23 protein-coding genes are annotated in these 24486 nt (G+C 67.1%); 21 read left to right on the top strand and 2 right to left on the bottom strand.

The window, feature by feature from the left end; genetic code table 11:
* Positions 1-20: 20 nt before the first annotated feature.
* Positions 21-221: a hypothetical protein gene (locus tag C8K36_RS01800; protein WP_107982735.1), complete on the top strand. Its 201-nt coding sequence runs from the start codon at positions 21-23 to the stop codon at positions 219-221.
* Here C8K36_RS01800 and C8K36_RS01805 read toward each other — a convergent pair whose 3' ends face one another.
* Positions 222-1016, bottom strand: a complete 795-nt coding sequence (locus C8K36_RS01805) for an acyl-[acyl-carrier-protein] thioesterase (RefSeq protein ID WP_107982736.1) — start codon at positions 1014-1016, stop codon at positions 222-224.
* Between the two features lie 209 nt (positions 1017-1225).
* Here C8K36_RS01805 and C8K36_RS01810 point away from each other — a divergent pair, with 209 nt between their 5' ends.
* The 12 genes from C8K36_RS01810 (at position 1226) to C8K36_RS01865 (ending at position 16030) form a co-directional block, all read left to right on the top strand.
* Positions 1226-2920, top strand: coding sequence for an FAD-dependent oxidoreductase (locus C8K36_RS01810; RefSeq protein WP_107982737.1), 1695 nt, complete (start codon positions 1226-1228; stop codon positions 2918-2920).
* A gap of 72 nt (positions 2921-2992) precedes the next feature.
* The gene (locus C8K36_RS01815; RefSeq protein WP_107982738.1) at positions 2993-3958 is read left to right on the top strand and encodes an NADPH:quinone oxidoreductase family protein; all 966 of its coding nucleotides are present in this window, start codon (positions 2993-2995) and stop codon (positions 3956-3958) included.
* Between the two features lie 151 nt (positions 3959-4109).
* Positions 4110-4580 carry a MarR family transcriptional regulator gene (locus C8K36_RS01820; RefSeq protein WP_258194635.1) on the top strand — a complete coding sequence of 157 codons (471 nt, stop codon included), beginning with the start codon at positions 4110-4112 and terminating at the stop codon, positions 4578-4580.
* Positions 4577-6112 carry a DHA2 family efflux MFS transporter permease subunit gene (locus C8K36_RS01825; protein WP_107982739.1) on the top strand — a complete coding sequence of 512 codons (1536 nt, stop codon included), beginning with the start codon at positions 4577-4579 and terminating at the stop codon, positions 6110-6112. Before C8K36_RS01820 ends, C8K36_RS01825 begins: the two co-directional genes overlap by 4 nt.
* Before the next feature lie 150 nt (positions 6113-6262).
* Positions 6263-6616: a hypothetical protein gene (locus C8K36_RS01830; RefSeq protein WP_107982740.1), complete on the top strand. Its 354-nt coding sequence runs from the start codon at positions 6263-6265 to the stop codon at positions 6614-6616.
* A gap of 108 nt (positions 6617-6724) precedes the next feature.
* Entirely contained in the window at positions 6725-7525 is an 801-nt protein-coding gene (locus tag C8K36_RS01835; protein ID WP_107982741.1) for a TIGR03084 family metal-binding protein, read from the top strand.
* On the top strand, positions 7522-9312 hold the full coding sequence (locus C8K36_RS01840; RefSeq protein WP_258194638.1) for an acyclic terpene utilization AtuA family protein: 1791 nt from the start codon (positions 7522-7524) through the stop codon (positions 9310-9312). The genes C8K36_RS01835 and C8K36_RS01840 overlap by 4 nt, the downstream gene beginning before the upstream one ends.
* On the top strand, positions 9309-10457 hold the full coding sequence (locus C8K36_RS01845) for an acyl-CoA dehydrogenase family protein (protein WP_107982742.1): 1149 nt from the start codon (positions 9309-9311) through the stop codon (positions 10455-10457). The genes C8K36_RS01840 and C8K36_RS01845 overlap by 4 nt, the downstream gene beginning before the upstream one ends.
* Positions 10454-12052 (top strand): acyl-CoA carboxylase subunit beta, encoded by a 1599-nt coding sequence (locus C8K36_RS01850; protein WP_107982743.1) that lies wholly within the window; start codon positions 10454-10456, stop codon positions 12050-12052. Before C8K36_RS01845 ends, C8K36_RS01850 begins: the two co-directional genes overlap by 4 nt.
* An 8-nt stretch (positions 12053-12060) precedes the next feature.
* A complete protein-coding gene (locus tag C8K36_RS01855) occupies positions 12061-14070 on the top strand; it encodes an acetyl/propionyl/methylcrotonyl-CoA carboxylase subunit alpha (RefSeq protein WP_107982744.1) in 2010 nt (669 codons plus the stop codon).
* Complete coding sequence (locus C8K36_RS01860) at positions 14067-15230, top strand: acyl-CoA dehydrogenase family protein (protein ID WP_107982745.1); 1164 nt, start codon at positions 14067-14069, stop codon at positions 15228-15230. The genes C8K36_RS01855 and C8K36_RS01860 overlap by 4 nt, the downstream gene beginning before the upstream one ends.
* Before the next feature lie 11 nt (positions 15231-15241).
* The gene (locus tag C8K36_RS01865; protein ID WP_107982746.1) at positions 15242-16030 is read left to right on the top strand and encodes an enoyl-CoA hydratase family protein; all 789 of its coding nucleotides are present in this window, start codon (positions 15242-15244) and stop codon (positions 16028-16030) included.
* A 64-nt stretch (positions 16031-16094) separates the two neighbouring features.
* Here C8K36_RS01865 and C8K36_RS25020 read toward each other — a convergent pair whose 3' ends face one another.
* Positions 16095-16226, bottom strand: a complete 132-nt coding sequence (locus C8K36_RS25020) for a hypothetical protein (RefSeq protein WP_258194645.1) — start codon at positions 16224-16226, stop codon at positions 16095-16097.
* 213 nt (positions 16227-16439) lie between these two features.
* Here C8K36_RS25020 and C8K36_RS01870 point away from each other — a divergent pair, with 213 nt between their 5' ends.
* The 8 genes from C8K36_RS01870 (at position 16440) to C8K36_RS01905 (ending at position 24486) form a co-directional block, all read left to right on the top strand.
* Entirely contained in the window at positions 16440-17054 is a 615-nt protein-coding gene (locus tag C8K36_RS01870) for a TetR/AcrR family transcriptional regulator (RefSeq protein ID WP_107982747.1), read from the top strand.
* Positions 17055-17096: 42 nt separating this feature from the next.
* Complete coding sequence (locus C8K36_RS01875; protein WP_107982748.1) at positions 17097-17630, top strand: DUF3558 domain-containing protein; 534 nt, start codon at positions 17097-17099, stop codon at positions 17628-17630.
* A 1-nt stretch (position 17631) separates the two neighbouring features.
* A complete protein-coding gene (locus tag C8K36_RS01880; RefSeq protein WP_107982749.1) occupies positions 17632-18171 on the top strand; it encodes a DUF3558 domain-containing protein in 540 nt (179 codons plus the stop codon).
* Between the two features lie 296 nt (positions 18172-18467).
* Positions 18468-18842, top strand: a complete 375-nt coding sequence (gene rpsL / locus C8K36_RS01885; RefSeq protein ID WP_107982750.1) for a 30S ribosomal protein S12 — start codon at positions 18468-18470, stop codon at positions 18840-18842.
* The gene (gene rpsG, locus C8K36_RS01890; RefSeq protein ID WP_107982751.1) at positions 18842-19312 is read left to right on the top strand and encodes a 30S ribosomal protein S7; all 471 of its coding nucleotides are present in this window, start codon (positions 18842-18844) and stop codon (positions 19310-19312) included. Before rpsL ends, rpsG begins: the two co-directional genes overlap by 1 nt.
* 150 nt (positions 19313-19462) lie before the next feature.
* Positions 19463-21565 (top strand): elongation factor G, encoded by a 2103-nt coding sequence (gene fusA, locus C8K36_RS01895; RefSeq protein ID WP_107982752.1) that lies wholly within the window; start codon positions 19463-19465, stop codon positions 21563-21565.
* 89 nt (positions 21566-21654) lie between these two features.
* Positions 21655-22845 carry an elongation factor Tu gene (gene tuf, locus C8K36_RS01900; RefSeq protein WP_107982753.1) on the top strand — a complete coding sequence of 397 codons (1191 nt, stop codon included), beginning with the start codon at positions 21655-21657 and terminating at the stop codon, positions 22843-22845.
* A gap of 156 nt (positions 22846-23001) precedes the next feature.
* On the top strand, positions 23002-24486 hold the full coding sequence (locus C8K36_RS01905) for an FAD-dependent monooxygenase (protein ID WP_107982754.1): 1485 nt from the start codon (positions 23002-23004) through the stop codon (positions 24484-24486).

A 24486-nucleotide genomic window follows, 5' to 3' on the forward strand; every position in this document is an offset into this window, starting at 1 on the left:
GGCAAACGATCGGAGACCAGATGGCCGGCAAGAAGATCGATCGGGTGAAGGCAGAGTCGGCGCTCGAGGTGGTCAGGGAGAGTCCCGCAATCGCGATGATCGTCGCGGCGCCGGCCCTGGTCGTCTTCGGTGTGCTGTGGTGGCTCACCGGATTCGGAACTGCGCTGCTGGTGACGCTGCTGATCGCCGGCATCGCCCTGGTTGTGAAGAAGGTCCTCTAGCTACAGCCGACCGACCCGGGCAACTGCGCGGACCTCGCCTTCGACGAGGAACCACACGGAGAGCGACGAGTCGTCGGTCTCGGCGTGGAGGCGGACGTGGTCGCGCGCGAAGATCGGGCTCAGGTGTTCGACGACGGCCCGGTACGGCGCCGCGATCAGGTCGGGCCGATCCGCGAGGCATTCCTCGACTGCGTGCCAGTAGGTCGTGTTGTTGACGTGGTTGAACGGATCGATGTCGGTGGCCCTCAGATGGAACGCGCGTTCGCGATCCTCCCGATCGTCCGCATCGGGCGGGCCGGCCGGTAGCCACGGTTTCCATCGGAGACGATGTTCGTCGGTGCTGCGCCCCAGGCTCTCGAGGAGGCCGTCGCTGATCCGGGCGGGCATCCCGCTGTCGGCGCCGATGTTGATCCAGAAGCCCTCGGTTTCTATGAGGGCGTCCTCCTCGGTCGTCAATTGCACGCGCATTGCCGACCAGCGTGTGGAGTGGGCGGTGCACCAGCGGCGCAGGTGGATTCGATCGGGCCAGATCGCCGGGCGATGGACGTCGATCACCGTCCGTCGGACGATCCACAGTGGGTCGGTCTTGTCGAAGCCGTGCGCGGTGAGGTTGTCGGCTCCGATGTCCTGCAGGTAGCGGGCGATGCCGTCGAGGCGGAGCCGGTATTCGGCATCGACGTCTCCGGTCCGGATGGGCCGCGAGGACTCGAAATATCGCGTGGACGGCGGCGCGGGCGCGAGGACGTGTGTCGTGGAGACGGTCTGCGTTGCGGGGGCGATCTGCTCGGAAGCCACGGTGTTCCCTCGGTTCGGCGGTACTCGCCAGCGATTCTGACAGTTGGCGGCCCTGTAGTCAGCGGATTCGTTCGAGTGTGCTTGTTCGATCGTGCAGCGCCGCGTACAGTCCCGTAACTGTAACTCTTCGTCACATGAAGGCGGTCACACGAGTGGCGGCGGCGGGCGTGCATCACGTCTGGTGTGGCGCACAAGACGGGATATCGAACATGGCCTACGTCATCACCCAGGCGTGCTGCAACGATGCGAGTTGTGTCTCGGCCTGCCCGGTGAACTGCATTCATCCCACTCCCGAGGAAGCGGAGTTCGCGACCACGGAGATGCTCTACATCGAACCCGAGGCGTGCATCGACTGCGGCGCGTGTGTCGATGCGTGCCCGGTGAACGCGATCTTCCCGGAGGATCAACTGACCGAATCGCTGGAGCGGTACCGCGAGATCAACGCCGACTACTACACGCGGCACCCGCTGCAGCCGGACTGGATTCCGTTGACACCCGCGACGCTACCCGTCCGGGATCTCGGCACGCTGCGGGTCGCGATCGTCGGGGCGGGTCCTGCTGCCTGCTACGCGGCCGAAGAATTGCTCAAGCGTTCGGACGTCGAGGTCGAGATGTTCGAGAAGTTGCCGACGCCGTGGGGCCTCGTCCGCGCGGGTGTCGCACCCGACCATCCGGGCACCAAGGCCGTCACCGAGATGTTCGACTGGTCCCTCGACCGCGACGCGTTCCAGTTCCACCTCAACGTCGAGGTCGGCCGGCACGTCAGCCATGCCGACCTGCTGGCTCACCATCACGCGGTGATCTACGCGGTCGGCGCGTCGAGCGACCGCGCCCTCGGTGTTCCCGGCGAGGACCTGCCTGGCAGCCACGCCGCTACCGAGTTCGTGGCCTGGTACAACGGTCATCCCGACTACGCGGATCGCGCGTTCGACCTGTCGGGGGAGCGGGCGGTGATCGTCGGCAACGGAAATGTGGCGCTCGATGTCGCCCGGATCCTCACGATGAATCCGGACGATCTCGCCAAGACCGACATCGCCGATCACGCCCTCGAGGCTCTGCGGCGCAGCAACATTCGTGAGGTGGTGCTGCTGGGCCGACGTGGTCCCGCGCAGGCGGCGTACACCAACCCCGAGTTCCTCGCCCTCGGCGACCTGCCCGGCGTCGATGTCGTCATCGACCCGGCAGAGGTGATACTCGATCCCCGCTCGCAGGCACTGATCGACGGCGACGCCGCGGAGCCCACCATCGCGATGAAGGTGCGCCTCGCGCAGGAGTTCTCGCAGCGCACCCCGACGCCCGGCAACAAGCGGATCGTGTTTCGGTACCTGACGTCTCCCTCCGCGATCGTGGGCGACGGCCGAGCCGAGGGGGTGGCCGTTGTAGTGAACGAACTCGTCGAGGACGCCGCAGGAGGCCTGGCGGCGCATCCGACGCAGGTCACCGAGCGGATCGATGCCGCCCTGGTCCTGCGGTCGATCGGCTACCGGGGGCGTCCGCTGCCGGGTGTCCCGTTCGACGAACGACGTGGCGTGATTCCCAACGATCGTGGGCGCGTCGTCGTGGGTGCGGGGGAGACCGTCGACGGCGTGTACGTGACCGGGTGGATCAAGCGGGGCCCGAGCGGAGTGATCGGGACCAACAAGACCTGCGCAAAGGAGACGGTCGCCCGGATCGTGGAGGACTTCGAGGCCCGGCGCCTGGCCGATCCCACCGGTGGACGGAAGGAACTCGGAAAGCTCCTCGCACGTCGACAGCCCGAGCAGATCTCGCGGCGTGGCTGGGAAGCGATCGACCAGGCGGAGCGGAGTCGGGGTCTGCCCGGCGGACGGCCGCGGGTGAAGATGACCGACACCGGCGAGATGGTGGCGGTGGGGCACCGGCGTCGCGGACTGTTCGGCGGTTAGCTGCGGGGTAGCGTCACGGGCAGGGCGCAGCGTCCATCAGAGATGCCGGCCCGGGGGATTCGGAGGTGGAAAGTGCGCGCAGTCGTGATCACGGACCTGGCAGGGCCGTCGGCGATCGTGGTTCAGGACGTGGCCGAGCCGGACGCGTCGGGGCTCGTCCTCATCGACGTCAAGGCCAGCGGCGTGTGCTTCCCCGATCTGCTGATCAGCTACGGCAAGTATCAGATCCGGCCCGAGCCGCCGTTCGTGCCCGGAACCGAGGTCGCGGGTGTCGTGCTCAGCGCTCCGGAATCCAGTGGATTCGAGCCCGGACAGCGGGTGCTCGCGGTGTCGAGCCTCGGCGGCTATGCGGAGCGGGTCGCCGTCCACCCGAATCTGGTGTTGCCGATTCCGGACGAGTTGTCGTTCGAGGAGGCCGCCTCACTGATCATCAACTATCAGACGATGGAGTTCGCGCTGGCGCGGCGGGCCCGGCTGCAGCCGGGCGAGACCGTCGCGATCCTGGGTGCGGCCGGCGGGGTCGGGACGTCGGCGATCCAACTGGCCAAGGCGCACGGGGCGAGGGTGATCGCGGTGGTGCGCCGCGACGGGGCCGACGACTTCCTGCGCGAGATCGGCGCCGACGAGGTCGTCCGACTGGACGAGGGCTGGGACGGGCGAGTGCGTGAGCTCACCGGTGGCCGTGGCGTCGACGTCGTCGTCGATCCGGTCGGCGGCGATGCGTTCGACGACGCGGTGCGATCGCTTGCGCCCGAGGGGCGCCTGGTCGTCATCGGTTTCGCCGGCGGGGGTATTCCGTCGGTCAAGGTCAATCGCGTCCTGTTCCGCAACATCAGCATCGTGGGTGCGGCGTGGGGCGAGTTCCTGCGGCACGAGCCGTCGGCCCTCGCCGAAACGCATGCGGCGCTTGTGAAGCACGTCCGCGCGGGGCTGCGTCCGATCGTGAAGGCGCGGTATCCACTGGCGTCCGCGGCCGAGGCTCTCGTCGACCTCGAGGCCGGTCGAGTGCTCGGAAAGGCCGTCCTCGTCCAGGACTGATTGTGTTTCTGCTCACGTAGGGCCCGTGTCCAGCGAAAATCTGTTGCCGCTGGTAGGGGCGACGTGGTGTCGTGGATGGGTGCGGATCGGGGACTGCCGCCGGGAAGATTGCGTTTCCGCAATAGTTGCGACATCGCTACTATTCGACCCCGTGGCAGAAGTGACTCCAGACGAGGTCTACACGGTGCTCGAGGATTTCATCGTGCGCCTCATGGGCATGGGTGAGTCCGAGTCGATGGACACTCTCGTCGCGATGGACCTGTCGTTCTCGCAGGTTCGCGCGCTCTTCGTGCTGGCGCAGCACGGAGAGCCGATTGCGATCCACGAGGTCGCCGAGTGTCTTCGGATGTCGGTGGCGTCGACCGGTCGCAACATCGACCAGTTGGTGTGTCAGGAACTGGTGCTGCGCCGTGAGGACCCGGGTGATCGTCGGATCAAACGGGTCTCGCTGACGGAGTCCGGGCGAACGCTGGTCTCCCGTCATCTCGAGGACAAGCGTGACGAGCTCCGGGCGTTCGCAGGCCGGCTGGACCAGTCGGATCGCGAACGGTTGCTCGAGGCCCTTCAACCCATACTCGCGGGCGACGCCCTGCGGGCCCGAAGTCAGGAATTGTGTACATGACGACGCCCAACACGACGGCCGGACCCCCTTCCGGGGCGCCGAAGTCCGACAAGATCGACGGCGCGGTCCTCAAGATCGCCTCCGTGGTGGTGCTCGGCGCCATCATGTCCATTCTCGATGTCACCGTGGTCAGCGTCGCGCTGCCGACGTTCGCCAAGGACTTCGAGACCAGCTACGCAGTGGTCGCGTGGACCATGACGGCGTACACGCTGGCACTGGCCACGGTCATCCCGGTCACGGGTTGGGCGGCCGACCGGTTCGGCACCAAGCGGCTGTACATGTGGGCGCTGGTGCTGTTCGTCATCGGCTCGGTGGCCTGCGCCTTCGCGTGGGACATCACGTCGCTCATCGGTTTCCGCGTTCTGCAGGGACTGGGCGGCGGCATGCTGATGCCGCTCGGTATGACGATCATGACCCGGGCCGCGGGCCCCGAGCGCATCGGCCGCGTCATGGCAGTCCTCGGTATCCCGATGCTGCTCGGTCCGATCGCCGGCCCGATCCTCGGTGGCTGGCTGATCGACGCCGCGAGCTGGCACTGGATCTTCCTGATCAACCTGCCCGTCGGCATCGTCGCGCTCGTCGCGGCCGTCAAGCTGTTGCCGAAGGATGCGCCGAGCCCGTCGCAGACCTTCGACTTCGTCGGCATGCTGCTGCTCTCGCCCGGTCTCGCGCTGTTCCTGTTCGGTGTGTCCTCGATTCCCGAGACGGGCACCGTCGCGTCGGCGCGGGTTCTGGTCTCCTCCGGCGTCGGCCTGGCACTGATCATCGGCTTCGTGTTCCACGCACTGCGCAAGGATCACCCGCTGATCGATCTGTACCTGTTCAAGAACCGCCAGCTGACGTTCGCGGTGCTCACCACCACGCTGTTCATCGTCGCGTTCATGGGTGCGGGTCTGTTGTTCCCGAGCTACTTCATCCAGGTGCGGGGTGAGAGCACGCTCGCCGCGGGTCTGCTGCTTGCGCCGCAGGGTATCGGCGCCATGGTCACGATGCCGATCGCGGGCCGTCTGGTCGACAAGCTCGGTCCCGGCAAGATCGTGCTGACGGGTCTTCCGCTGATCGCGCTCGGCATGTTCACCTTCACCCAGCTGTCGGACACGACCTCGTACGGGTTGCTGCTCGGTTCGCTGTTCGTGATGGGTCTCGGCATGGGCTGCACCATGATGCCGCTGATGACCGCCGCGATGGTCACCCTCAAGCACGACATGATCGCGCGCGGTTCGACGCTGATGAACATCGTGCAGCAGACCGCCGGCTCGGTCGGAACCGCGATCATGTCGGTGGTGCTCACCAACCAGCTGTTGTCGCGGGACCTGAACAACGAGAAGGTCGCGATGGCGCATGTCCCCGAGCTCACGGGGCAGGACCCGTCGCTGGCCGAGAAGGTCCTTTCGGATGCCGCCGGCGCCTTCGGCAACACCTTCATGGTGGCGTTCGTCCTCGTGCTGCTCACGCTGATTCCGGCGTTCTTCCTGCCGCGTCGTCGTGTCGCCGCGACGACCGAGGATGTCCAGCCCGTCATGATGCACTGACATCTCGCACTCTGGAGAGCCCCCGAGCGACTACCTCGCTCGGGGGCTCTTCTGCGCGTTGTCCGAGTTCACGTCGGCGCGCCGCCCGGGACCTGTCGGGGGTCGGTTCTATCGTCACGACAGGAGCCTCGAGTAGGGAAGGGGCGCATCATGGCTGAAGAGCCTGGCGTCGCAGACAACCCGGACGGTACTTCGCACTGGCATTACTTCGCGGTGGTGGGCACCACCATCGGTGGCGGTCACACGCTTGCCGAGTTCGGCCCACACCGGACTGCGCTCGCGGCGCTGCAGACCGCCGTTCTCGCGGTCAATCACACCGCATTCTCACTTTTCGAGCAGGGTGTCAGAGGCAACATGCTCGCCGAGTCGGCGATGGTGGAGCGCCTGCCGATCACCAACTTCGCGGTCGAGCGGCACCATCCGGTGACGCGCTTGCCCGACGAGCGATGGTCCTTGCACGGCCGTCGGCGAGTCTGGGGCAGCGCGATCGATCTGACCGCCTGAACTGCAGCGACAGCCACTCCAGGGCGCGTCACCGGCCATAAACAATCATTCATGCTTGATTTTTAACTCTCCCGATGTGATGCTGATCTCAGCATCCGAGGAGGGTATGTGGCTGACCTGAACAAGATCGTCGACGACCTGTGTGCGGAGGGTGCGGCGCTCGATGCGCTCATTGCCGGCCTCCCCGACGACCGGTGGGCACGTCCCACGCCGGCTGCCGGGTGGACCGTCGCGCACCAGATCGGCCACCTCGCGTGGACCGACCGGGCGGCGCTCATGGCCGCCACCGACGAGAACGCCTTCGCAGCGCAACTCGCCGAGGCATGGAAGAACCCGTTCGGTTTCGTCGACGAGGGCGCGGCGGTCGAGGCACAGCGACCGCCCCGGGACCTGCTGGCCGACTGGCGGGACACCCGGGAGAAGCTCGCGGCGGTGCTGCGTGACGTTCCGGGCGGCACCAAACTGCCGTGGTACGGGCCGCCGATGAGTGCGGCCTCGATGGCCACCGCGCGACTGATGGAGACGTGGGCGCACGGTCGCGACGTCGCCGAGGCGCTCGACGTGGCGACGGAGACGACGGCGCGCCTCGAGCACATCGCGCGACTGGGAGTGCGGACCCGGGACTTCGCGTACAGCGTCAACGAGATCGCGCCCCCCGCCGACGAGTTCCGGGTGGAACTCGCGGCACCCGACGGCGGAATCTGGGCATGGGGTCCCGCGGACGCGACCCAGCGGGTGACGGGTCCGGCCGAGGACTTCTGCCTGCTCGTCACGCAGCGCGTGCACCGCCGCGACACCGCGCTGCGGGCGATCGGCATCGACGCCGAACGGTGGCTCGGGATCGCGCAGGCGTTCGCGGGTCCGCCCGGCGCGGGACGGGATTCGAATCAGACGGAGGCGGCCCGATGACCCACCTTCCGATCGCCCGCGAGCCGGTGCGCATCGGCAACTGTTCGGGCTTCTACGGCGACCGCATTTCGGCGATGCGAGAGATGCTCGAGGGTGGCGACCTCGACTACCTCACCGGCGACTATCTGGCCGAGTTGACGATGCTCATCCTCGGGCGGGATCGGATGAAGGATCCGTCGCGTGGATACGCCAAGACGTTTCTGCGCCAGGCCGAGGATTGTCTGGGTCTCGCGCTCGATCGTGGCGTGAGGATCGTGGCCAACGCCGGCGGCCTCAACCCGAGCGGACTCGCCGACGCCCTGCGTGAGGTGAACGACCGGCTGGGGTTGAACGCGACGATCGCGCACGTCGAGGGCGACGACCTGATCGCGCGGGCCGCCGAACTGGGGCTCGACAGCGAGACCGCACCGCTCACCGCGAACGCCTACCTCGGCGCCTGGGGCATCGTGGAGTGCCTGAACGCCGGTGCCGACGTCGTCGTCACCGGGCGCGTCACCGACGCATCGGTGATCGTCGGACCCGCCGCCGCGCACTTCGGCTGGGCGCGTGACGATTTCGACAAGCTCGCCGGTGCGGTGGTCGCCGGTCACGTGATCGAGTGTGGGACGCAGGCCACCGGCGGCAACTACTCGTGGTTCACCGAGATTCCCGACCTTTCCCGTCCGGGCTTCCCGATCGCCGAGATCGCGGGCGACGGGTCGTCGGTCATCACGAAGCACGCGGGCACCGGGGGAGCGGTGACCGTGGACACGGTCACCGCGCAGTTGCTGTACGAGATCACCGGCGGCCGGTACGCCAACCCCGACGTCACCGCGCGGATGGACTCGGTCGTACTGTCCGACGGCGGCCCCGATCGCGTCCGCATCTCCGGTGCCACGGGGGAGGCTCCGCCGCCGCAGTACAAGGTGTCGCTCAACGCGCTCGCCGGATTCCGGAACGAGGCGACGTTCGTGCTCACCGGCCTCGACATCGAAGCCAAGGCGAAACTGGTTCGGCAGCAACTGGAGTCGTGGTTGCAGGCCAAGCCTCAGGAGCTCGAGTGGACGCTCGCTCGCACCGATCACCCCGACGCCGACACCGAGGAGACTGCGAGTGCGCTGCTTCGGTGCACTGTGCGCGACACGGATCCGAACGTCGTCGGACGGGCGTTCTCGTCGGTGGCGGTCGAACTCGCACTCGCCAGCTATCCGGGCTTCACGCTCACGGCGCCGCCGTCGCACGGGCAACCGTACGCGGTGTTCACGCCCGCCTTCGTCGATGCCGGTCAGGTGCCGCACGTCGCGGTGCTGCCCGACGGTGTCCGCGTCGACATCGCGCCGAGCGCACAGACCCGGGCGCTCGAGGACGTTCCGGACCCTCCGCTGCCCGATCCGCGGGACTGGGACGACACGGTCACCGTGCCTCTCGGCGCGGTCGCGGCCGCACGTAGCGGCGACAAGGGCGGCAACGCGAACGTCGGGGTCTGGGTGCGCACCGACGAGCAGTGGCGCTGGCTCGTGCACGCGCTCACGGTCGACGAGCTCGAGCGGATGCTGCCGGAGGTGAAGGGGCTCAACGTCACTCGGCACGTGCTACCGCACCTGCGGGCCGTCAACTTTGTGATCGAGGGCATCCTCGGTCGCGGTGTCGCGTCGCAGGCCCGCTTCGATCCGCAGGCCAAAGGCCTCGGCGAGTGGCTACGTTCCCGCCATATCGAGATCCCGGTGGCACTCGTACCCAGGCAGCGTCCTCGGGTCGCTCCGCAGGCTCCGCTCTCGACCGACGAACTTCAGGAAGGGCACGCATGAGTGTGTGGGACACCCCCGAACGGCAGCAGCTGCGCAAGACCGTTCGCGGCTTCGTAGAGCAGGAGATCCTGCCGTATCTGGGCGATTGGGAGCGTGACGGCGAGATTCCGCGCGAGTTGCACCGTAAAGCCGCGGCGCTGGGACTGCTCGGCGCCGGGTTCCCGGAGGAGGTCGGCGGCGACGGCGGCGACCTGGTCGACGCGGTCGTTATCTGCGAGGAGATGCACCAGGCGGGTGCGTCCGGCGGGCTGTTCGCGTCGCTGTTCACGTGCGGGATCGCGTTGCCGCACCTCGTCGAGGCGGGTGATCCGAGCCAGATCGACCGCTGGGTCCGGCCCACTCTGGCGGGGGAGGCGATCGGCTCGCTCGCGATCACCGAGCCGGGCGGCGGCTCCGACGTCGGACATCTGCGTACGACCGCGGTGCGCGACGGTGACCACTACATCGTCAACGGTGCCAAGACGTTCATCACCTCCGCGGTCCGCGCAGACTTCGTCGTCACCGCGGTGCGCACCGGCGGCCCGGGTGCCGGCGGGGTGTCGCTGCTCGTGATCGAGCAGGGCACGCCGGGATTCGAGGTGGCTCGCAAGCTCGACAAGATGGGCTGGCGTGCGTCGGACACGGCAGAGTTGTCGTTCGTCGATGCCCGGGTCCCGGTGGAAAATTTGGTAGGTCGAGAGAATTCAGGCTTCGCGCAGATCGCGCGGGCTTTCCTCACCGAACGGATCGCGCTGGCCGCGCAGGCGTACGCGAGCGCACAGCGCTGCCTCGACCTGACGCTGCGGTGGTGCCGCGACCGCGAGACGTTCGGGCGCCCGCTGATCTCGCGTCAGGCCGTGCAGAACACGGTCACCGAGATGACGCGGCGCACCGACGTCGCCCGCGTCTACACCCGCACGCTCGTCGAGCGTTCGCTCACGTCGAGCGAGGACTTCGTCGCCGAGGTGTGCTTCGCGAAGAACACCGCTGTCGAGGCCGGTGAGTGGGTGGCGAATCAGGCCGTGCAGTTGTTCGGCGGCATGGGCTACATGGCGGAAAGCGAAGTGGAGAGGCAGTACCGGGACATGCGCATTCTGGGTATCGGGGGCGGGACCACGGAGATCCTGACCTCGTTGGCGGCCAAGCGATTGGGGTATCAGTCGTGACGATTCTGAAGTCGGTACTGGACACGAACTCGCCCGAGTACGCGTCGGCGTCCCAGTCGATGACGGCGAAGCTCGCCGAACTCGAGGTCGAGCACGCGAAGGCGCTCGCCGGGGGCGGCGAGAAGTACGTCGAGCGGCACCACAAGCGGGGCAAACTGCTGGCCCGTGAGCGCATCGAGTTGCTGCTCGACCCGGATTCGCCGTTCCTCGAACTGTCCCCGCTCGCGGCTTGGGGCACCGAGTTCCCGGTGGGCGCGTCGACGATCGTGGGCATCGGCGTGGTCAGCGGAGTCGAGTGCCTCATCGTCGCGAACGATCCGACGGTCCGCGGTGGCACCAGTAACCCGTGGACGTTGCGGAAGGGATTCCGCGCCAACGACATCGCGGTTCAGAACCGGCTTCCCGTCATCTCCCTGGTGGAGTCCGGCGGCGCCGACCTGCCCACGCAGAAGGAGGTCTTCATCCCGGGTGGACGGATGTTCCGCGACTTGACCAAGCTGTCGGCCTCCGGCATTCCGACGATCGCGCTGGTGTTCGGCAACTCCACCGCGGGCGGTGCCTACATTCCCGGCATGTCCGATCACGTCGTGATGATCAAGGAACGGTCCAAGGTGTTCCTGGCCGGCCCGCCGCTGGTGAAGATGGCGACCGGTGAGGAATCCGACGACGAGTCGCTGGGCGGTGCGGAGATGCATGCGCGGACCTCGGGTCTGGCCGACTACTTCGCCCTCGACGAGCAGGACGCGATCCGGATCGGACGGAGCATCGTCCGGCGGCTCAACTGGAAGAAGCAGGGGCCGGCGCCGCGGGCCGAGGTGATCGCACCGCTCGAGAATCCCGAGGAACTGGTCGGCATCGTGCCGGCGGATCTGAAGATCCCGTTCGATCCGCGCGAGGTGATCGCCCGGATCGTGGACGGCTCCGACTTCGACGAGTTCAAGCCGATGTACGGTTCGTCGCTCGTGACGGGCTGGGCCGAACTGCACGGGTACCCGATCGGGATCCTCGCGAATGCGCGCGGCGTCCTGTTCAGCGAGGAGTCCCAGAAGGCCACCCAGTTCATCCAGCTCGCGAATCGGTCGAACACACCACTTCTGTTCCTGCACAACACTACCGGTTACATGGTGGGCAGGGAGTACGAGGAGGGCGGCATGATCAAGCACGGATCGATGATGATCAACGCGGTCGCCAACTCGACGGTCCCGCACATCTCGATCCTGCTGGGGGCGTCGTACGGCGCCGGCCACTACGGCATGTGCGGACGAGCGTTCGATCCCCGATTCCTGTTCGCGTGGCCCAGTTCCAAGTCCGCGGTCATGGGCGGAGCCCAACTCGCCGGGGTCATCTCGATCGTCGGCCGTGCGGCGGCCGAAGCCCGCGGACAGGTGTTCGACGAGGAGGGCGACGCCGGGATGCGCGCCATGATCGAGAACCAGATCGAGGCCGAGTCGTTGCCGATGTTCCTGTCCGGACGCCTCTACGACGACGGCGTCATCGACCCCCGCGACACCCGCACGGTGGTGGGGATGTGCCTGTCGGCCATCGCCACCGCCCCGATCGAGGGCACCGACAACTTCGGTGTCTTCCGGATGTGAGGCCGACAGTGAGTACTTCCGACATCACGTCCGTGCTCGTCGCCAACCGCGGCGAGATCGCCCGTCGAGTGTTCGCGACCTGCCGCCGCGCGGGCGTCGGCACCGTCGCTGTCTTCTCGGATCCCGACGCCGCAAGCCCGCACGTCGCCGAGGCCGACGCTGCGGTGCGGTTGCCGGGCGCGACGCCGGCGGAGACGTACCTGCGCGCGGACGCGTTGATCGCCGCGGCGCGGGCCGCGGGCGCCGACGCGATCCACCCCGGTTACGGATTCCTTTCGGAGAACGCTGATTTCGCGCAGTCCGTCGAGGCTGCCGGGCTCACGTGGATCGGACCGCCCGCCAAGGCCATCGAGCTGATGGGCTCCAAGGTCGAGTCGAAGCGGATCATGGCCGAGGCCGGAGTCCCCGTACTCGCCGAACTGGATCCCGCCGCGGTCACCGAGGCCGATCTTCCGGTGCTCGTCAAGGCCTCCGCCGGTGGCGGTGGGCGCGGCATGCGCGTCGTGCGTGAGCTGTCGGCGCTGCCCCGCGAAATCGAGGCGGCTGCGCGCGAGGCGCAGTCGGCATTCGGTGATTCGACGGTGTTCTGCGAGCGCTACCTCGAGACCGGACGCCATATCGAGGTGCAGGTCATGGCGGACCGGCACGGCACCGTGTGGGCGGTGGGGGAACGTGAATGCTCGATCCAGCGCCGACACCAGAAGGTGGTGGAGGAGGCGCCGTCGCCGCTCGTCGAGCGCATTCCCCCCATGCGGGCCAGGCTGTTCGATGCTGCCCGGCTCGCGGCGAACGCGATCGGGTACGAGGGCGCGGGCACCGTCGAGTTCCTCGCCGACGAAGAGGGCGAGTTCTTCTTCCTCGAGATGAACACGCGTCTGCAGGTGGAGCACCCGGTCACCGAATGCACCACCGGACTCGACCTCGTCGAACTGCAGTTGCAGGTGGCATCCGGCGCGGAGCTGCCCGCCGAACCGCCGACCATCCGGGGCCACTCGATCGAGGTCCGGCTGTACGCCGAGGACCCCACGCACAACTGGCGGCCGCAGAGCGGCACCGTCGAGCGAATCGAGATTCCCGGAGCAACAGTCGAATTCGATCTCCTCGACCGGACCGGGGTCCGACTGGACTCGGGTGTCGTGGACGGTTCGGTGGTGAGCGTCTTCTACGATCCGATGCTCGCCAAGGTCATCTCCTTCGCACCCACCCGCGCGCAGGCCGCGCAGGTGCTCGCGTCGGCGCTGGCCCGCACCCGACTACACGGACTGCAGACGAACCGCGATCTCCTCGTGAACGTCCTGCGTCATCCCGCGTTCTCGGCGGGCGACACCGACACCGCGTTCTTCGACACGCACGGCCTCGACGTGCTGGCGCGACCGCTCGCCGACGAGAGGGTCGAGTCACTGTCCGCCTTGGCCGCAGCCCTCGCCGACGCCGCCGAGAACCGCGCCGCCGCATCCGTGGTCGGCGGACTGCCGAGCGGGTGGCGGAACCTGCCGTCGCAGCCGCAGTCCAAGCGGTACAGCGGGATACACGGGGAGTGCGATGTCCGCTATCTGCTCACCAGGTCGGGGTTGCGCGCCGAAGGCTTCGACGAGGTGTCGCTGGTGTCGTCGGCACCCGACCACGTCGTGCTCGACGTCGCCGGTCTGCAGCGCCGGTTCGACGTCGCCCGTTACGGCGATGCGGTGTGCATCGACTCGCCGCTCGGGCCGGTGACGCTCACGGTGGTCCCGCGTTTCGTCGATCCGTCGACGGTCGTCGCAGAGGGCTCGTTGCTCGCGCCGATGCCGGGCGCGGTCATCCGACTCGGGGCTGCCGAGGGCGATCACGTGGAGGCCGGCCAGCCGATCCTGTGGCTCGAGGCCATGAAGATGGAGCACACCGTCAAGGCGCCCATGTCCGGCGTGCTCACCGAACTTCCCGTCGTCGTCGGCCAGCAGGTCGATGTCGGATCCGTCCTGGCAATCGTGGAAGCACCGGCGTCGAACGAGGCTGGGGCAGAAGGAGAGAGCGCATGAGCAGCTTCATCGAGACGGACGAGCAGAAGGAGCTGCGGGCGGCGGTGTCCAAGCTCGCGAAGCGCTTCAACTACGTCGACTACGTGCTGCCGAAGGCGCGCAAGGGCGAACCTCTCACCGAGCTGTGGACCGAGGCGGGCAAGCTCGGTTTCCTCGGGGTGAACCTGCCGGAGGAATACGGCGGCGGGGGAGCGGGCATCTACGAACTCGCCCTCGTGCAGGAGGAACTCGCCGCGCAGGGTGCCGGGCTGCTGCTCGTCGTGGTCTCGCCCGCAATCTGCGGCACCATCATCGGCAAGTACGGCACCGACGCCCAGAAGCAGGAGTGGCTCACGGCGCTCGCCGACGGCTCCAAGATCATGGCGTTCGGCATCACCGAGCCCGACGCCGGTTCCAACTCGCACCAGATCACGACGACCGCTCGACGTGACGGTGAAGACTGGATCCTGCGCGGAAACAAGGTATATATCTCCGGCGTGGACCAGGCCGACGCGGTGCTCATCGTTGCGCGGACCGAGGACCACAAGACGGGCAAGCTCAAACCGGCGCTGTTCATCGTTCCCACCGACACCGAGAACTTCGTCGCGCAGCCGATAGAGATGGACATCATCGAGCCCGATCACCAATTCACTCTGTTCCTCGACGATGTCCGGCTTCCTGGGGACGCCCTCGTCGGCTCCGAGGACGCGGCGCTCATGCAGTTGTTCGCGGGGCTCAACCCCGAGCGCATCCTGGGTGCGGCGATGGCGATCGGGATGGGGCGCTGGGCACTCGAGGCGGGCGTGAAGTTCGCGAAGGAGCGCACGGTCTGGAAGACGCCGATCGGCGCGCACCAGGGCCTCGCCCATCCGTTGGCGCAGTGCAAGATCGAACTCGAACTGGCGAAGCTGATGATGCAGAAGGCCGCGGTGCTGTACGACGGTGGCGACGACTTCGGCGCGGCCGAGGCGGCCAACATGGCCAAGTACGCGGCGGCCGAGGCTGCGATCAAGACCCTCGACCAGGCGATCCAGACCCACGGCGGCGGCGGACTGACGAAGGAGTACGGACTGTCCGCGATGCTCGGCGCCGCTCGCATCGGACGGGTGGCCCCGGTGAGCCGCGAGATGATCCTCAACTTCGTCGCTCAGCACTCGCTGGGCCTGCCCAAGTCCTACTAGGGGTAGCGAAGATGACAGATCGTCAAGTTCGCCACGAAGTCGCTGATGGTGTCGCAACGCTGACGCTCGACTCGCCGCACAACCGCAACGCGATTTCGAGCAGGCTGGTCGCGCAGTTGCGGCAAGGATTGACCGACGCCGCAGCCGACAATCAGGTGCGCACTGTGGTTCTGGCCCATACCGGCGGGACGTTCTGTGCGGGCGCGGACCTGTCCGAGGCGAGCGCCGCGGGTGCCGACGTGAGCCCCTCGGAGCTCGCTGCGGAGCGGACTGGGCAGATGACCGCACTCCTTCAGGCAATCCTTCAGCTACCGAAGCCGGTGATTGCGCGCGTCGACGGGCACGTGCGTGCGGGTGGGATGGGGCTGGTGGGGGCGTGCGACATCGTGGTCGCCGGTCCCGACAGTACGTTCGCTCTCACGGAAGCGCGGCTGGGCTTGGCCGCGTCGATCATCTCGCTGACCGTGATCCCCAGGCTCACCTCGCGTGCCGCGAGCCGCTACTTCCTGACCGGCGAGAAGTTCGGTCCGCACGAGGCCGAGGCGATCGGGTTGATCAGCGAGGCCGTTCCGGACACGGAGGAGGCTGTGCGGGGTTTGATCGAGACGCTGCGGAAGTGTTCGCCGCAAGGACTGGCGGAGTCCAAGAAGCTCACCACCGCGAAGATGCTCGCCGACTTCGATGCCTGTGGGAAAACGCTTGCGGCGCAGTCCGCTCGACTGTTCGGCAGTCCGGAGGCGATCGAGGGGGTGACGGCGTTCCTGCAGAAGCGGCCGCCGTCGTGGGCGGCCGGGGGCTGACATGCAGACGGGGCCCGTTCCGTGGTCGGAACAGGCCCCGTCGTACGTCGGGCTGGGATCAGCCTCAGGCCGGGAGAATGCCCGAAACGGTCTCGAGCGAGCCCGCGAAGAAGCTCAGAGCGGCGAACAGGTCGCCCGCGGCGTCGGCGAAATCGGTCACGAACTCGAAGAAGCTGATGAACTCGGCAGATCCCATGAGGGCACTCCTGTGAATTGATGCGATGTGTAGGGAAGGTAACCCTTCCTTGCGAGAATTTGTAACGTGCCCGAGTCCATTTCGCAATGCGGATGTGATGAAGGTTACCCTAATTTGCGCAGTGTTTACTTGGAGGCCGCGATGAAGCCGCTCACGAGGCGGCCGACAGCGGTGGACAGCATGGACCGGAACACCGGAGAGGACGCCACGGGTATGGGCGCACCACAACAGGATCGAAGTCGCCTCACGCGGCACCGGCTACTGGAGGCCACGGTCGACTGCCTGGCAGAGTTCGGCTGGTCGGCCACCACGGTCGCGGTCGTAGCGCAACGCGCGGGGGTCTCGCGCGGAGCGGCGCAGCACCACTTCCCGACCCGGGAGGACCTCATCACCGCCGCTCTCGAGTTCATGTTCGACAGCCGGATGGAGCAGGCGCGCCGCGAGGTCACCGAGTTGCCGTCGCGGGAGGGCCGCACCGAGGCGGTGGTCTCCAGGCTCGTCGACTACTACACCGGCACGCTCTTCAAAGCCGCTCTCCAGGTGTGGACCGCGGCAGCCGCGGACCCGGAACTGAGGTCTCGGGTGCTGCCGCTCGAAGAGCGGTTCGGGCGCATCGCCCACCGCACGGCGGTCGAGAGTCTCGGCGTGGACGACTCCGACCCCGCCGTCCGTCGACTGGTGCAGGCGACCCTCGATCTCGCGCGCGGGCTCGGTCTGGCCGATGTGCTCACCGACGACTCGCGTCGGCGCGCCGACATCGTGCGCAGTTGGGCCGGCCAGCTCGATGCGGCGCTCGCACCTCTCGGGGCGGTCGATCCCGCGCTGTGAGATCCGTTCCGGGCGGGTTCGTGCCCGGTACAGTTCCGCGGCATGGCGGTGAGAAGGCGGGCACTCCCGATTGCGGCAGTCGTGGCGATCGCGCTGCTCGGCGCCGGCTGCGGCCGTGACGATTCCGGTGACCGCTCCGCTGCGCCGGAATCCGCTGCGGCAGAGGCGGGACCCTTCTTCGGTGAATGCGGTTCGGTGACCGACGCGGAGGTCGCCGAGGCGGTCGGGGTTCCGGGCTTCGCGGGCGTCGTCCGGAACTCGGTGGGCTGCGAGTGGCAGACGTCGCCGGTGCAGGACAAGAACGCGCCGCACTTCTCCTTCTCCTGGTACCGGGGCAGTCCGATCGGGCGCGAGCGGGCCGGCAGCGAACTGATCGGACGTCCCGCCGCCGACATCGAGATCGGTGGTCGTTCGGGGTTCGAGTCGGCGCTGTCGAGCCGACTGTGCGAGCTGGGGGTGCAGTTCGGTGACGACTTCGTGCACTGGTCGATCGCCTATGGCAAGTCCGACCCCACCGCGGACCCGTGCGCCGCGGCGCGGCATCTCGCCGAGTTGACCGTGGCAAGGGGGGAGTGAGATGTCGATGCGAGGGCGAGCCGCCCGGTTTTCCGGCGTCGGACTCGCTGCCGTACTCGTGCTGGGTGGATGCGGCACATCGGTGACCGGTACGGCTGTTCCGCAGGGATTCGGGGCGGGAGACACGGCGAACTACGCATCCCTGCTCACCGAGTGCGACGTCGTCGCTCCCGAGCGGATCGCCGAGATCGTCGGCGGGGATTCGATCGAACGCGGCTTTCTCGGCGCGATCTGCCGGTGGACCGTCGGCGGGGCTGCCGGTCCCGCCCGTGTCACCTTCAACTGGTTCGAGACCGGCGCCCTCGAGGTGGAGAGGTCGACGTCGGAGCGGCTCGGCTACGACGTCGAGGAGGTTGCTGTCGACGGCAGGCGTGCCGTGCTTTCGCGGCCCCCGGCTGATCCGGGCAGCTGCGGAGTCACGGCAGGGTTCCCGGCGGGGGGTGTCGTCGGTTGGTGGGTCCAGTACCGGGCCGGCAGTGGGGCCGATCCGTGCGCGGCGGCGTCGTCGCTGGTCGCGTCGACGCTGGACCTCGCGGCATAGCACGTTCGACCCGCTTTGACCTCTAACGGCGCCGCCGGGTATCGTTGGGGGTCGTGTCCGACATGATCGGGCCGATCTGTGTGCCTATGCGGGGCGTTGCCGTGCACGCACTTCTGCGGTTTCTGCAGGTGCGAGCATCCGGCTGCCTGTGTGGGGGTACGCGACACGCCCGACCTCGTGTGCACGAGGATGGGTGCGGGACAGTTGCTTTCTTGTCCCAACCGATGGATCCCTAATTTCAGAACAGCCAGGATTGCTCGACTGAGCAGACTGGAACCGAAGAAGAAAGCCGGTACATGCCAACCATCAACCAGCTGGTCCGCAAGGGCCGCCGCGACAAGACCGCGAAGGTCAAGACCGCGGCCCTGAAGGGCAGCCCGCAGCGCCGTGGCGTGTGCACTCGCGTGTACACCACCACCCCGAAGAAGCCGAACTCCGCGCTGCGAAAGGTCGCCCGCGTGCGCCTGACCAGCTCCGTCGAGGTCACCGCTTACATCCCGGGTGAGGGCCACAACCTGCAGGAGCACTCGATGGTGCTCGTCCGCGGCGGTCGTGTGAAGGACCTCCCGGGTGTGCGCTACAAGATCATCCGCGGCTCGCTCGACACCCAGGGTGTCAAGAACCGCAAGCAGGCCCGCAGCCGCTACGGCGCCAAGAAGGAGAAGAGCTAATGCCACGTAAGGGCCCCGCTCCCAAGCGTCCGCTTGTCGCCGATCCTGTCTACGGTTCGCCGCTCGTCACGCAGCTCGTCAACAAGATCCTGATGGACGGCAAGAAGTCCACCGCCGAGCGCATCGTCTACGGTGCCCTCGAGCAGGCTCGCGAGAAGACCGGCACCGATCCGGTCGTCACCCTCAAGCGCGCGCTCGACAACGTCAAGCCCGCCCTCGAGGTCCGCAGCCGTCGCGTCGGTGGCGCCACCTACCAGGTTCCGGTCGAGGTTCGTCCGGGTCGTTCCACCACGCTGGCCCTGCGCTGGCTGGTGACCTTCTCGCGTGCACGTCGTGAGAAGACGATGGTCGAGCGTCTCGCCAACGAGCTCATGGATGCGAGCAACGGCCTCGGTGCCGCTGTGAAGCGTCGCGAGGACACCCACAAGATGGCTGAAGCCAACAAGGCGTTCGCGCACTACCGCTGGTGATACCACGCCAGGCCGAGGGAGCCTTCGGGCACCGAATCCCTCGGCCTGGCGTTATCACTACTGTGTCGGCTCCGTCACCGGGCCGGCTGACAAGAAAAAGAGACGTGGCCCCAGAAGGGCCGACACGATCAACGAGCGGGGAAGAATCCTGTGGCACAGGAAGTGCTGACCGACCTGAACAAGGTCCGCAACATCGGCATCATGGCGCACATCGATGCCGGCAAGACCACCACCACCGAGCGCATCCTCTTCTACACCGGTGTGAACTACAAGATCGGTGAGACCCACGACGGTGCGTCGACGACCGACTGGATGGAGCAGGAGAAGGAGCGTGGTATCACCATCACCTCCGCTGCTGTCACCTGTTTCTGGAACAACAACCAGATCAACATCATCGACACCCCCGGCCACGTCGACTTCACGGTCGAGGTCGAGCGGTCGCTGCGCGTGCTCGATGGCGCCGTTGCCGTGTTCGACGGCAAGGAGGGCGTCGAGCCCCAGTCCGAGCAGGTCTGGCGTCAGGCTGCCAAGTACGACGTTCCGCGCATCTGCTTCGTCAACAAGATGGACAAGATGGGCGCGGATTTCTACTTCACCGTGCAGACCATCATCGACCGTCTCGGCGCGAAGCCGCTCGTCATCCAGCTGCCGATCGGCGCTGAGGACGACTTCGACGGTGTTGTCGACCTCGTCGAGATGAAGGCCATCACCTGGCGCGGCGTCGTGCCGACCGGTACCGAGCCGACCATCGAGGAGATCCCCGCGGATCTCGCCGACAAGGCTGCCGAGTACCGCGAGAAGCTGCTCGAGACCGTTGCCGAGTCCGACGAAGCTCTCATGGAGAAGTACTTCGGCGGCGAAGAGCTCACGGTCGAGGAGATCAAGGGCGCCATCCGCAAGATGACGGTCGCCTCCGAGCTGTACCCGGTGCTGTGTGGCTCCGCGTTCAAGAACAAGGGCGTTCAGCCCATGCTCGACGCGGTCATCGACTACCTCCCGAACCCGCTGGACATCGGTGAGGTCGAGGGCCACAAGCTGAACGACGAGGAGACCATCCTCACGCGTAAGCCGAGCAAGGAAGAGCCGTTCTCGGCTCTGGCCTTCAAGATCGCTGCGCACCCGTTCTTCGGCAAGCTCACCTTCGTGCGCGTCTACTCGGGTCGTATCGATCCGGGTGCCCAGGTCCTCAACGCGACCAAGGGTAAGAAGGAGCGCATCGGCAAGCTCTTCCAGATGCACGCCAACAAGGAGAACCCGGTCGACGAGGCCGTCGCGGGCCACATCTACGCGATGATCGGCCTGAAGGACACCACGACCGGTGACACCCTGTGCGCGCAGGACAACCCGATCGTCCTCGAGTCGATGACGTTCCCGGACCCGGTCATCCAGGTCTCGATCGAGCCCAAGACGAAGTCCGACCAGGAGAAGCTGGGCACCGCGATCCAGAAGCTCGCCGAAGAGGATCCGACCTTCTCGGTCGAGCTCGACGAGGAGACCGGCCAGACCGTCATCGGCGGCATGGGCGAGCTCCACCTCGACATCCTCGTCGACCGTATGCGTCGCGAGTTCAAGGTCGAGGCCAACGTCGGCAAGCCGCAGGTTGCGTACCGTGAGACCATCACCAAGAAGGTCGAGAAGCACGAGTTCACGCACAAGAAGCAGACCGGTGGCTCCGGCCAGTTCGCGAAGGTCATCATCGCCCTCGAGCCGTTCATCGGCGAGGACGGCGCGAGCTACCAGTTCGAGAACAAGGTCTCCGGCGGCCGCGTTCCGCGCGAGTACATCCCCTCCGTGGACCACGGCGCCCAGGACGCGATGCAGTACGGTGTTCTCGCCGGCTACCCGCTCGTGAACCTGAAGCTGACCCTGCTCGACGGCGCTTACCATGACGTCGACTCCTCGGAAATGGCCTTCAAGGTTGCCGGTTCGCAGGCGCTGAAGGAAGCCGCCCGCAAGGCCGGCCCGGTCATTCTCGAGCCCCTCATGGCTGTCGAGGTCACCACGCCCGAGGATTACATGGGTGAAGTGATCGGCGACCTCAACTCCCGCCGTGGCCAGATCCAGGCCATGGAGGAACGCAGTGGTGCCCGTGTCGTGAAGGCGCTGGTTCCGCTCTCGGAGATGTTCGGTTACATCGGTGACCTGCGGTCGAAGACCCAGGGTCGCGCGAACTTCTCCATGGTGTTCGATTCCTACGCAGAGGTTCCCTCGAACGTCTCGAAGGAAATCATCGCCAAGGCGACCGGCGAGTAACCTCGGTTTCGCCGGCCGAAGCACGACCAACGTAATAACCAACCGCACTGCTGCATACCGCAAGCACAATCAGTCCAGGAGGACATCCAGTGGCGAAGGCGAAGTTCGAGCGGACCAAGCCGCACGTGAACATCGGCACCATCGGTCACGTCGACCACGGCAAGACGACGACGACCGCGGCCATCACCAAGGTGCTCGCTGACAAGTACCCGACCCTCAACGAGAGCTTCGCGTTCGACCAGATCGACAAGGCTCCCGAAGAGAAGGCTCGTGGTATCACGATCAACATCTCGCATGTTGAGTACCAGACGGAGAAGCGTCACTACGCTCACGTCGATGCCCCCGGTCACGCCGACTACATCAAGAACATGATCACCGGCGCGGCTCAGATGGACGGCGCGATCCTGGTCGTGGCGGCCACCGACGGCCCGATGCCCCAGACGCGTGAGCACGTGCTGCTCGCTCGCCAGGTCGGCGTGCCCTACATCCTCGTCGCGCTGAACAAGGCCGACATGGTCGACGACGAGGAAATCCTCGAGCTCGTCGAGATGGAGGTCCGCGAACTGCTGGCCGGCCAGGAGTTCGACGAGGACGCACCGGTCATCCCGATCTCGGCGCTGAAGGCACTCGAGGGCGACGCCAAGTGGGTCAAGTCCATCGAGGACCTGATGGACGCTGTGGACGAGTCCATCCCGGAGCCGGTTCGTGAGACCGAGAAGCCCTTCCTCATGCCCGTCGAGGACGTCTTCACGATCACCGGTCGTGGCACCGTCGTCACCGGTCGTATCGAGCGTGGCGTGGTCAACGTGAACGAAGAGGTCGAGATCGTCGGCATCCGCCCGACCTCGACCAAGACCACGGTCACCGGCATCGAGATGTTCCGCAAGCTGCTCGACCAGGGCCAGGCCGGCGACAACGTCGGTCTGCTGGTTCGTGGCATCAAGCGCGAAGATGTCGAGCGCGGCCAGGTTGTCGTCAAGCCGGGCACCACGACTCCCCACACGGAGTTCGAGGGCCAGGCGTACATCCTGTCGAAGGACGAGGGCGGCCGCCACACCCCGTTCTTCAACAACTACCGCCCGCAGTTCTACTTCCGTACCACGGACGTTACGGGCGTCGTGACCCTTCCCGAGGGCACCGAGATGGTCATGCCCGGTGACAACACCGAGATGTCCGTCGTGCTGATCCAGCCGGTCGCCATGGACGAGGGCCTGCGCTTCGCGATCCGTGAGGGTGGCCGCACCGTCGGTGCCGGTCGCGTCACCAAGATCAACAAGTGAGCTAGCTCTCTCTGACGCCGATGGCGTCCACTCCTTCGGGAGTGGGCGCCATCGCGCGTTTTCGGGGCTGGAATTGGATGCGGGGTCGCCCCTAGGCTGGTTGGCACCCGGGACCGGAGACAAGCGCCGGCGTCCGCCGTCGGACCAGGAGCTGCGATGCCCTCTCGCGAATCCCTCACGGGACACGACACCGAGGTGCTGGTGGTCGGCGGAGGGCCGACCGGGATGACCGTCGCGGGCGATCTCGCTCGTGCCGGCCGTCAGGTCGTGGTTCTCGAACGCTGGCCGTCGATCAATCCGTCCAGCCGGGCTTTCGTCACCATGCCCCGCACCCTCGAGGTGCTGGACAGCCGCGGTCTGGCCGATGAGTTGCAGGCGGATGCCGGTACGGCGTCGCGAATCAATCTGTTCGCGGGCGCGGCACTCGATCTGCGCGGCCTGCCCTCGCGGTACCGATTCGTGTTGATCACTCCGCAGTACAACGTCGACCGAGCCCTCGAGCGCTACGCCGAAGCACAGGGGGCGATGGTGCTGCGCAACATGGAGGTGTCTGCTCTGGAGCAGGACCGGAGCGGCGTGACGGTCACCGCTCGTCCGAAAGACGGCGCCGACAGCGACGTGTGGAGAGCCGAGTACGTCGTGGGTGCGGACGGCGCGCACAGCACGGTCCGCCGACTCCTCGGGGTCGACTTTCCCGGAAAGACGGTGCTGTCGTCGGTTGCTCTGGCCGATGTCCGGCTGAGCGCGGGGCCCACCGGCGCAGGTCTCACACTCGGCACCACCCGCGATTGCTTCGGCTTCCTGGCGCCCTACGGCAACACACGCCCCGGATGGTTCAGGTCGATGACCTGGGACCGGGCGCGCGCTCTTCCCGACACCGACCCGGTGGAGCAGGACGAGGTGGTCACCGTTCTCGGCCGCGCGATGGGGCGGGACGTCGGGGTGGAGGAATTCTCGTGGTCGTCTCGCTTCCACTGCGACGAGCGGCAGGTGGCCGACTACCGGCACGGACGCGTGTTCCTGGCCGGCGACGCCGCGCACGTGCACTCTCCGATGGGCGGCCAGGGAATGAACACCGGCATCCAGGACGCCGCCAACCTGGGCTGGAAGCTCGATGCCGTGCTGTCGGGCGCGGAGCCCGGTGTCCTGAGTTCCTACCACCGGGAACGGCACCCGGTAGGGAAGCGGGTCCTCCTGCAGAGCGGCCTCATGATGCGAGCCGCCACCATGGGCGCCGCACCCGCGCGTGCCCTGCGTGACATCGTCGCGCCGATGATCTCGCGATTCGCGCCGGCGCGGGACATGATCGCGGGCAGCTTCTCCGGCGTGACACTCCGCTATCCCCGAGGCAGAGGTCAACACCGGCTGGTCGGCACGCGAGCTACCGAAGTACCCCTGCACGAGGGACGGCTGACCGCGGTCCAGAGGGAACACCCGGGCTTCGTCCTGGCCTGCGAGAACGACGCGGCCCCCGTGTCTTCCCATGGGTCCGGCCACCTCGTGCAGACCCGGCGCGCCGACAGTGGGCCGGCACTGCTCGTCCGGCCGGACGGATACATCGCGTGGGCCGGTCCGAGTGTGCAGGACCGGGGTCCGTCGGGCTGGGCTACCGCATACCGTGCCTGGACAGGGAGCCCGTGA

It is taken from the genome of Rhodococcus sp. OK519, from assembly GCF_003051005.1.
Lineage (GTDB): Bacteria > Actinomycetota > Actinomycetes > Mycobacteriales > Mycobacteriaceae > Prescottella.

Coding starts and splice junctions, on each gene's coding strand:
- C8K36_RS01800 (WP_107982735.1), top strand. CDS start 21: ATGGCCGGCAAGAAGATCGATCGGGTGAAGGCAGAGTCGGCGCTCGAG.
- C8K36_RS01810 (WP_107982737.1), top strand. CDS start 1,226: ATGGCCTACGTCATCACCCAGGCGTGCTGCAACGATGCGAGTTGTGTC.
- C8K36_RS01825 (WP_107982739.1), top strand. CDS start 4,577: ATGACGACGCCCAACACGACGGCCGGACCCCCTTCCGGGGCGCCGAAG.
- C8K36_RS01830 (WP_107982740.1), top strand. CDS start 6,263: ATGGCTGAAGAGCCTGGCGTCGCAGACAACCCGGACGGTACTTCGCAC.
- C8K36_RS01840 (WP_258194638.1), top strand. CDS start 7,522: ATGACCCACCTTCCGATCGCCCGCGAGCCGGTGCGCATCGGCAACTGT.
- C8K36_RS01845 (WP_107982742.1), top strand. CDS start 9,309: ATGAGTGTGTGGGACACCCCCGAACGGCAGCAGCTGCGCAAGACCGTT.
- C8K36_RS01860 (WP_107982745.1), top strand. CDS start 14,067: ATGAGCAGCTTCATCGAGACGGACGAGCAGAAGGAGCTGCGGGCGGCG.
- C8K36_RS01865 (WP_107982746.1), top strand. CDS start 15,242: ATGACAGATCGTCAAGTTCGCCACGAAGTCGCTGATGGTGTCGCAACG.
- C8K36_RS25020 (WP_258194645.1), bottom strand. CDS start 16,226: ATGGGATCTGCCGAGTTCATCAGCTTCTTCGAGTTCGTGACCGATTTC.
- C8K36_RS01870 (WP_107982747.1), top strand. CDS start 16,440: ATGGGCGCACCACAACAGGATCGAAGTCGCCTCACGCGGCACCGGCTA.
- C8K36_RS01875 (WP_107982748.1), top strand. CDS start 17,097: ATGGCGGTGAGAAGGCGGGCACTCCCGATTGCGGCAGTCGTGGCGATC.
- C8K36_RS01880 (WP_107982749.1), top strand. CDS start 17,632: ATGTCGATGCGAGGGCGAGCCGCCCGGTTTTCCGGCGTCGGACTCGCT.
- rpsL (WP_107982750.1), top strand. CDS start 18,468: ATGCCAACCATCAACCAGCTGGTCCGCAAGGGCCGCCGCGACAAGACC.
- rpsG (WP_107982751.1), top strand. CDS start 18,842: ATGCCACGTAAGGGCCCCGCTCCCAAGCGTCCGCTTGTCGCCGATCCT.
- C8K36_RS01905 (WP_107982754.1), top strand. CDS start 23,002: ATGCCCTCTCGCGAATCCCTCACGGGACACGACACCGAGGTGCTGGTG.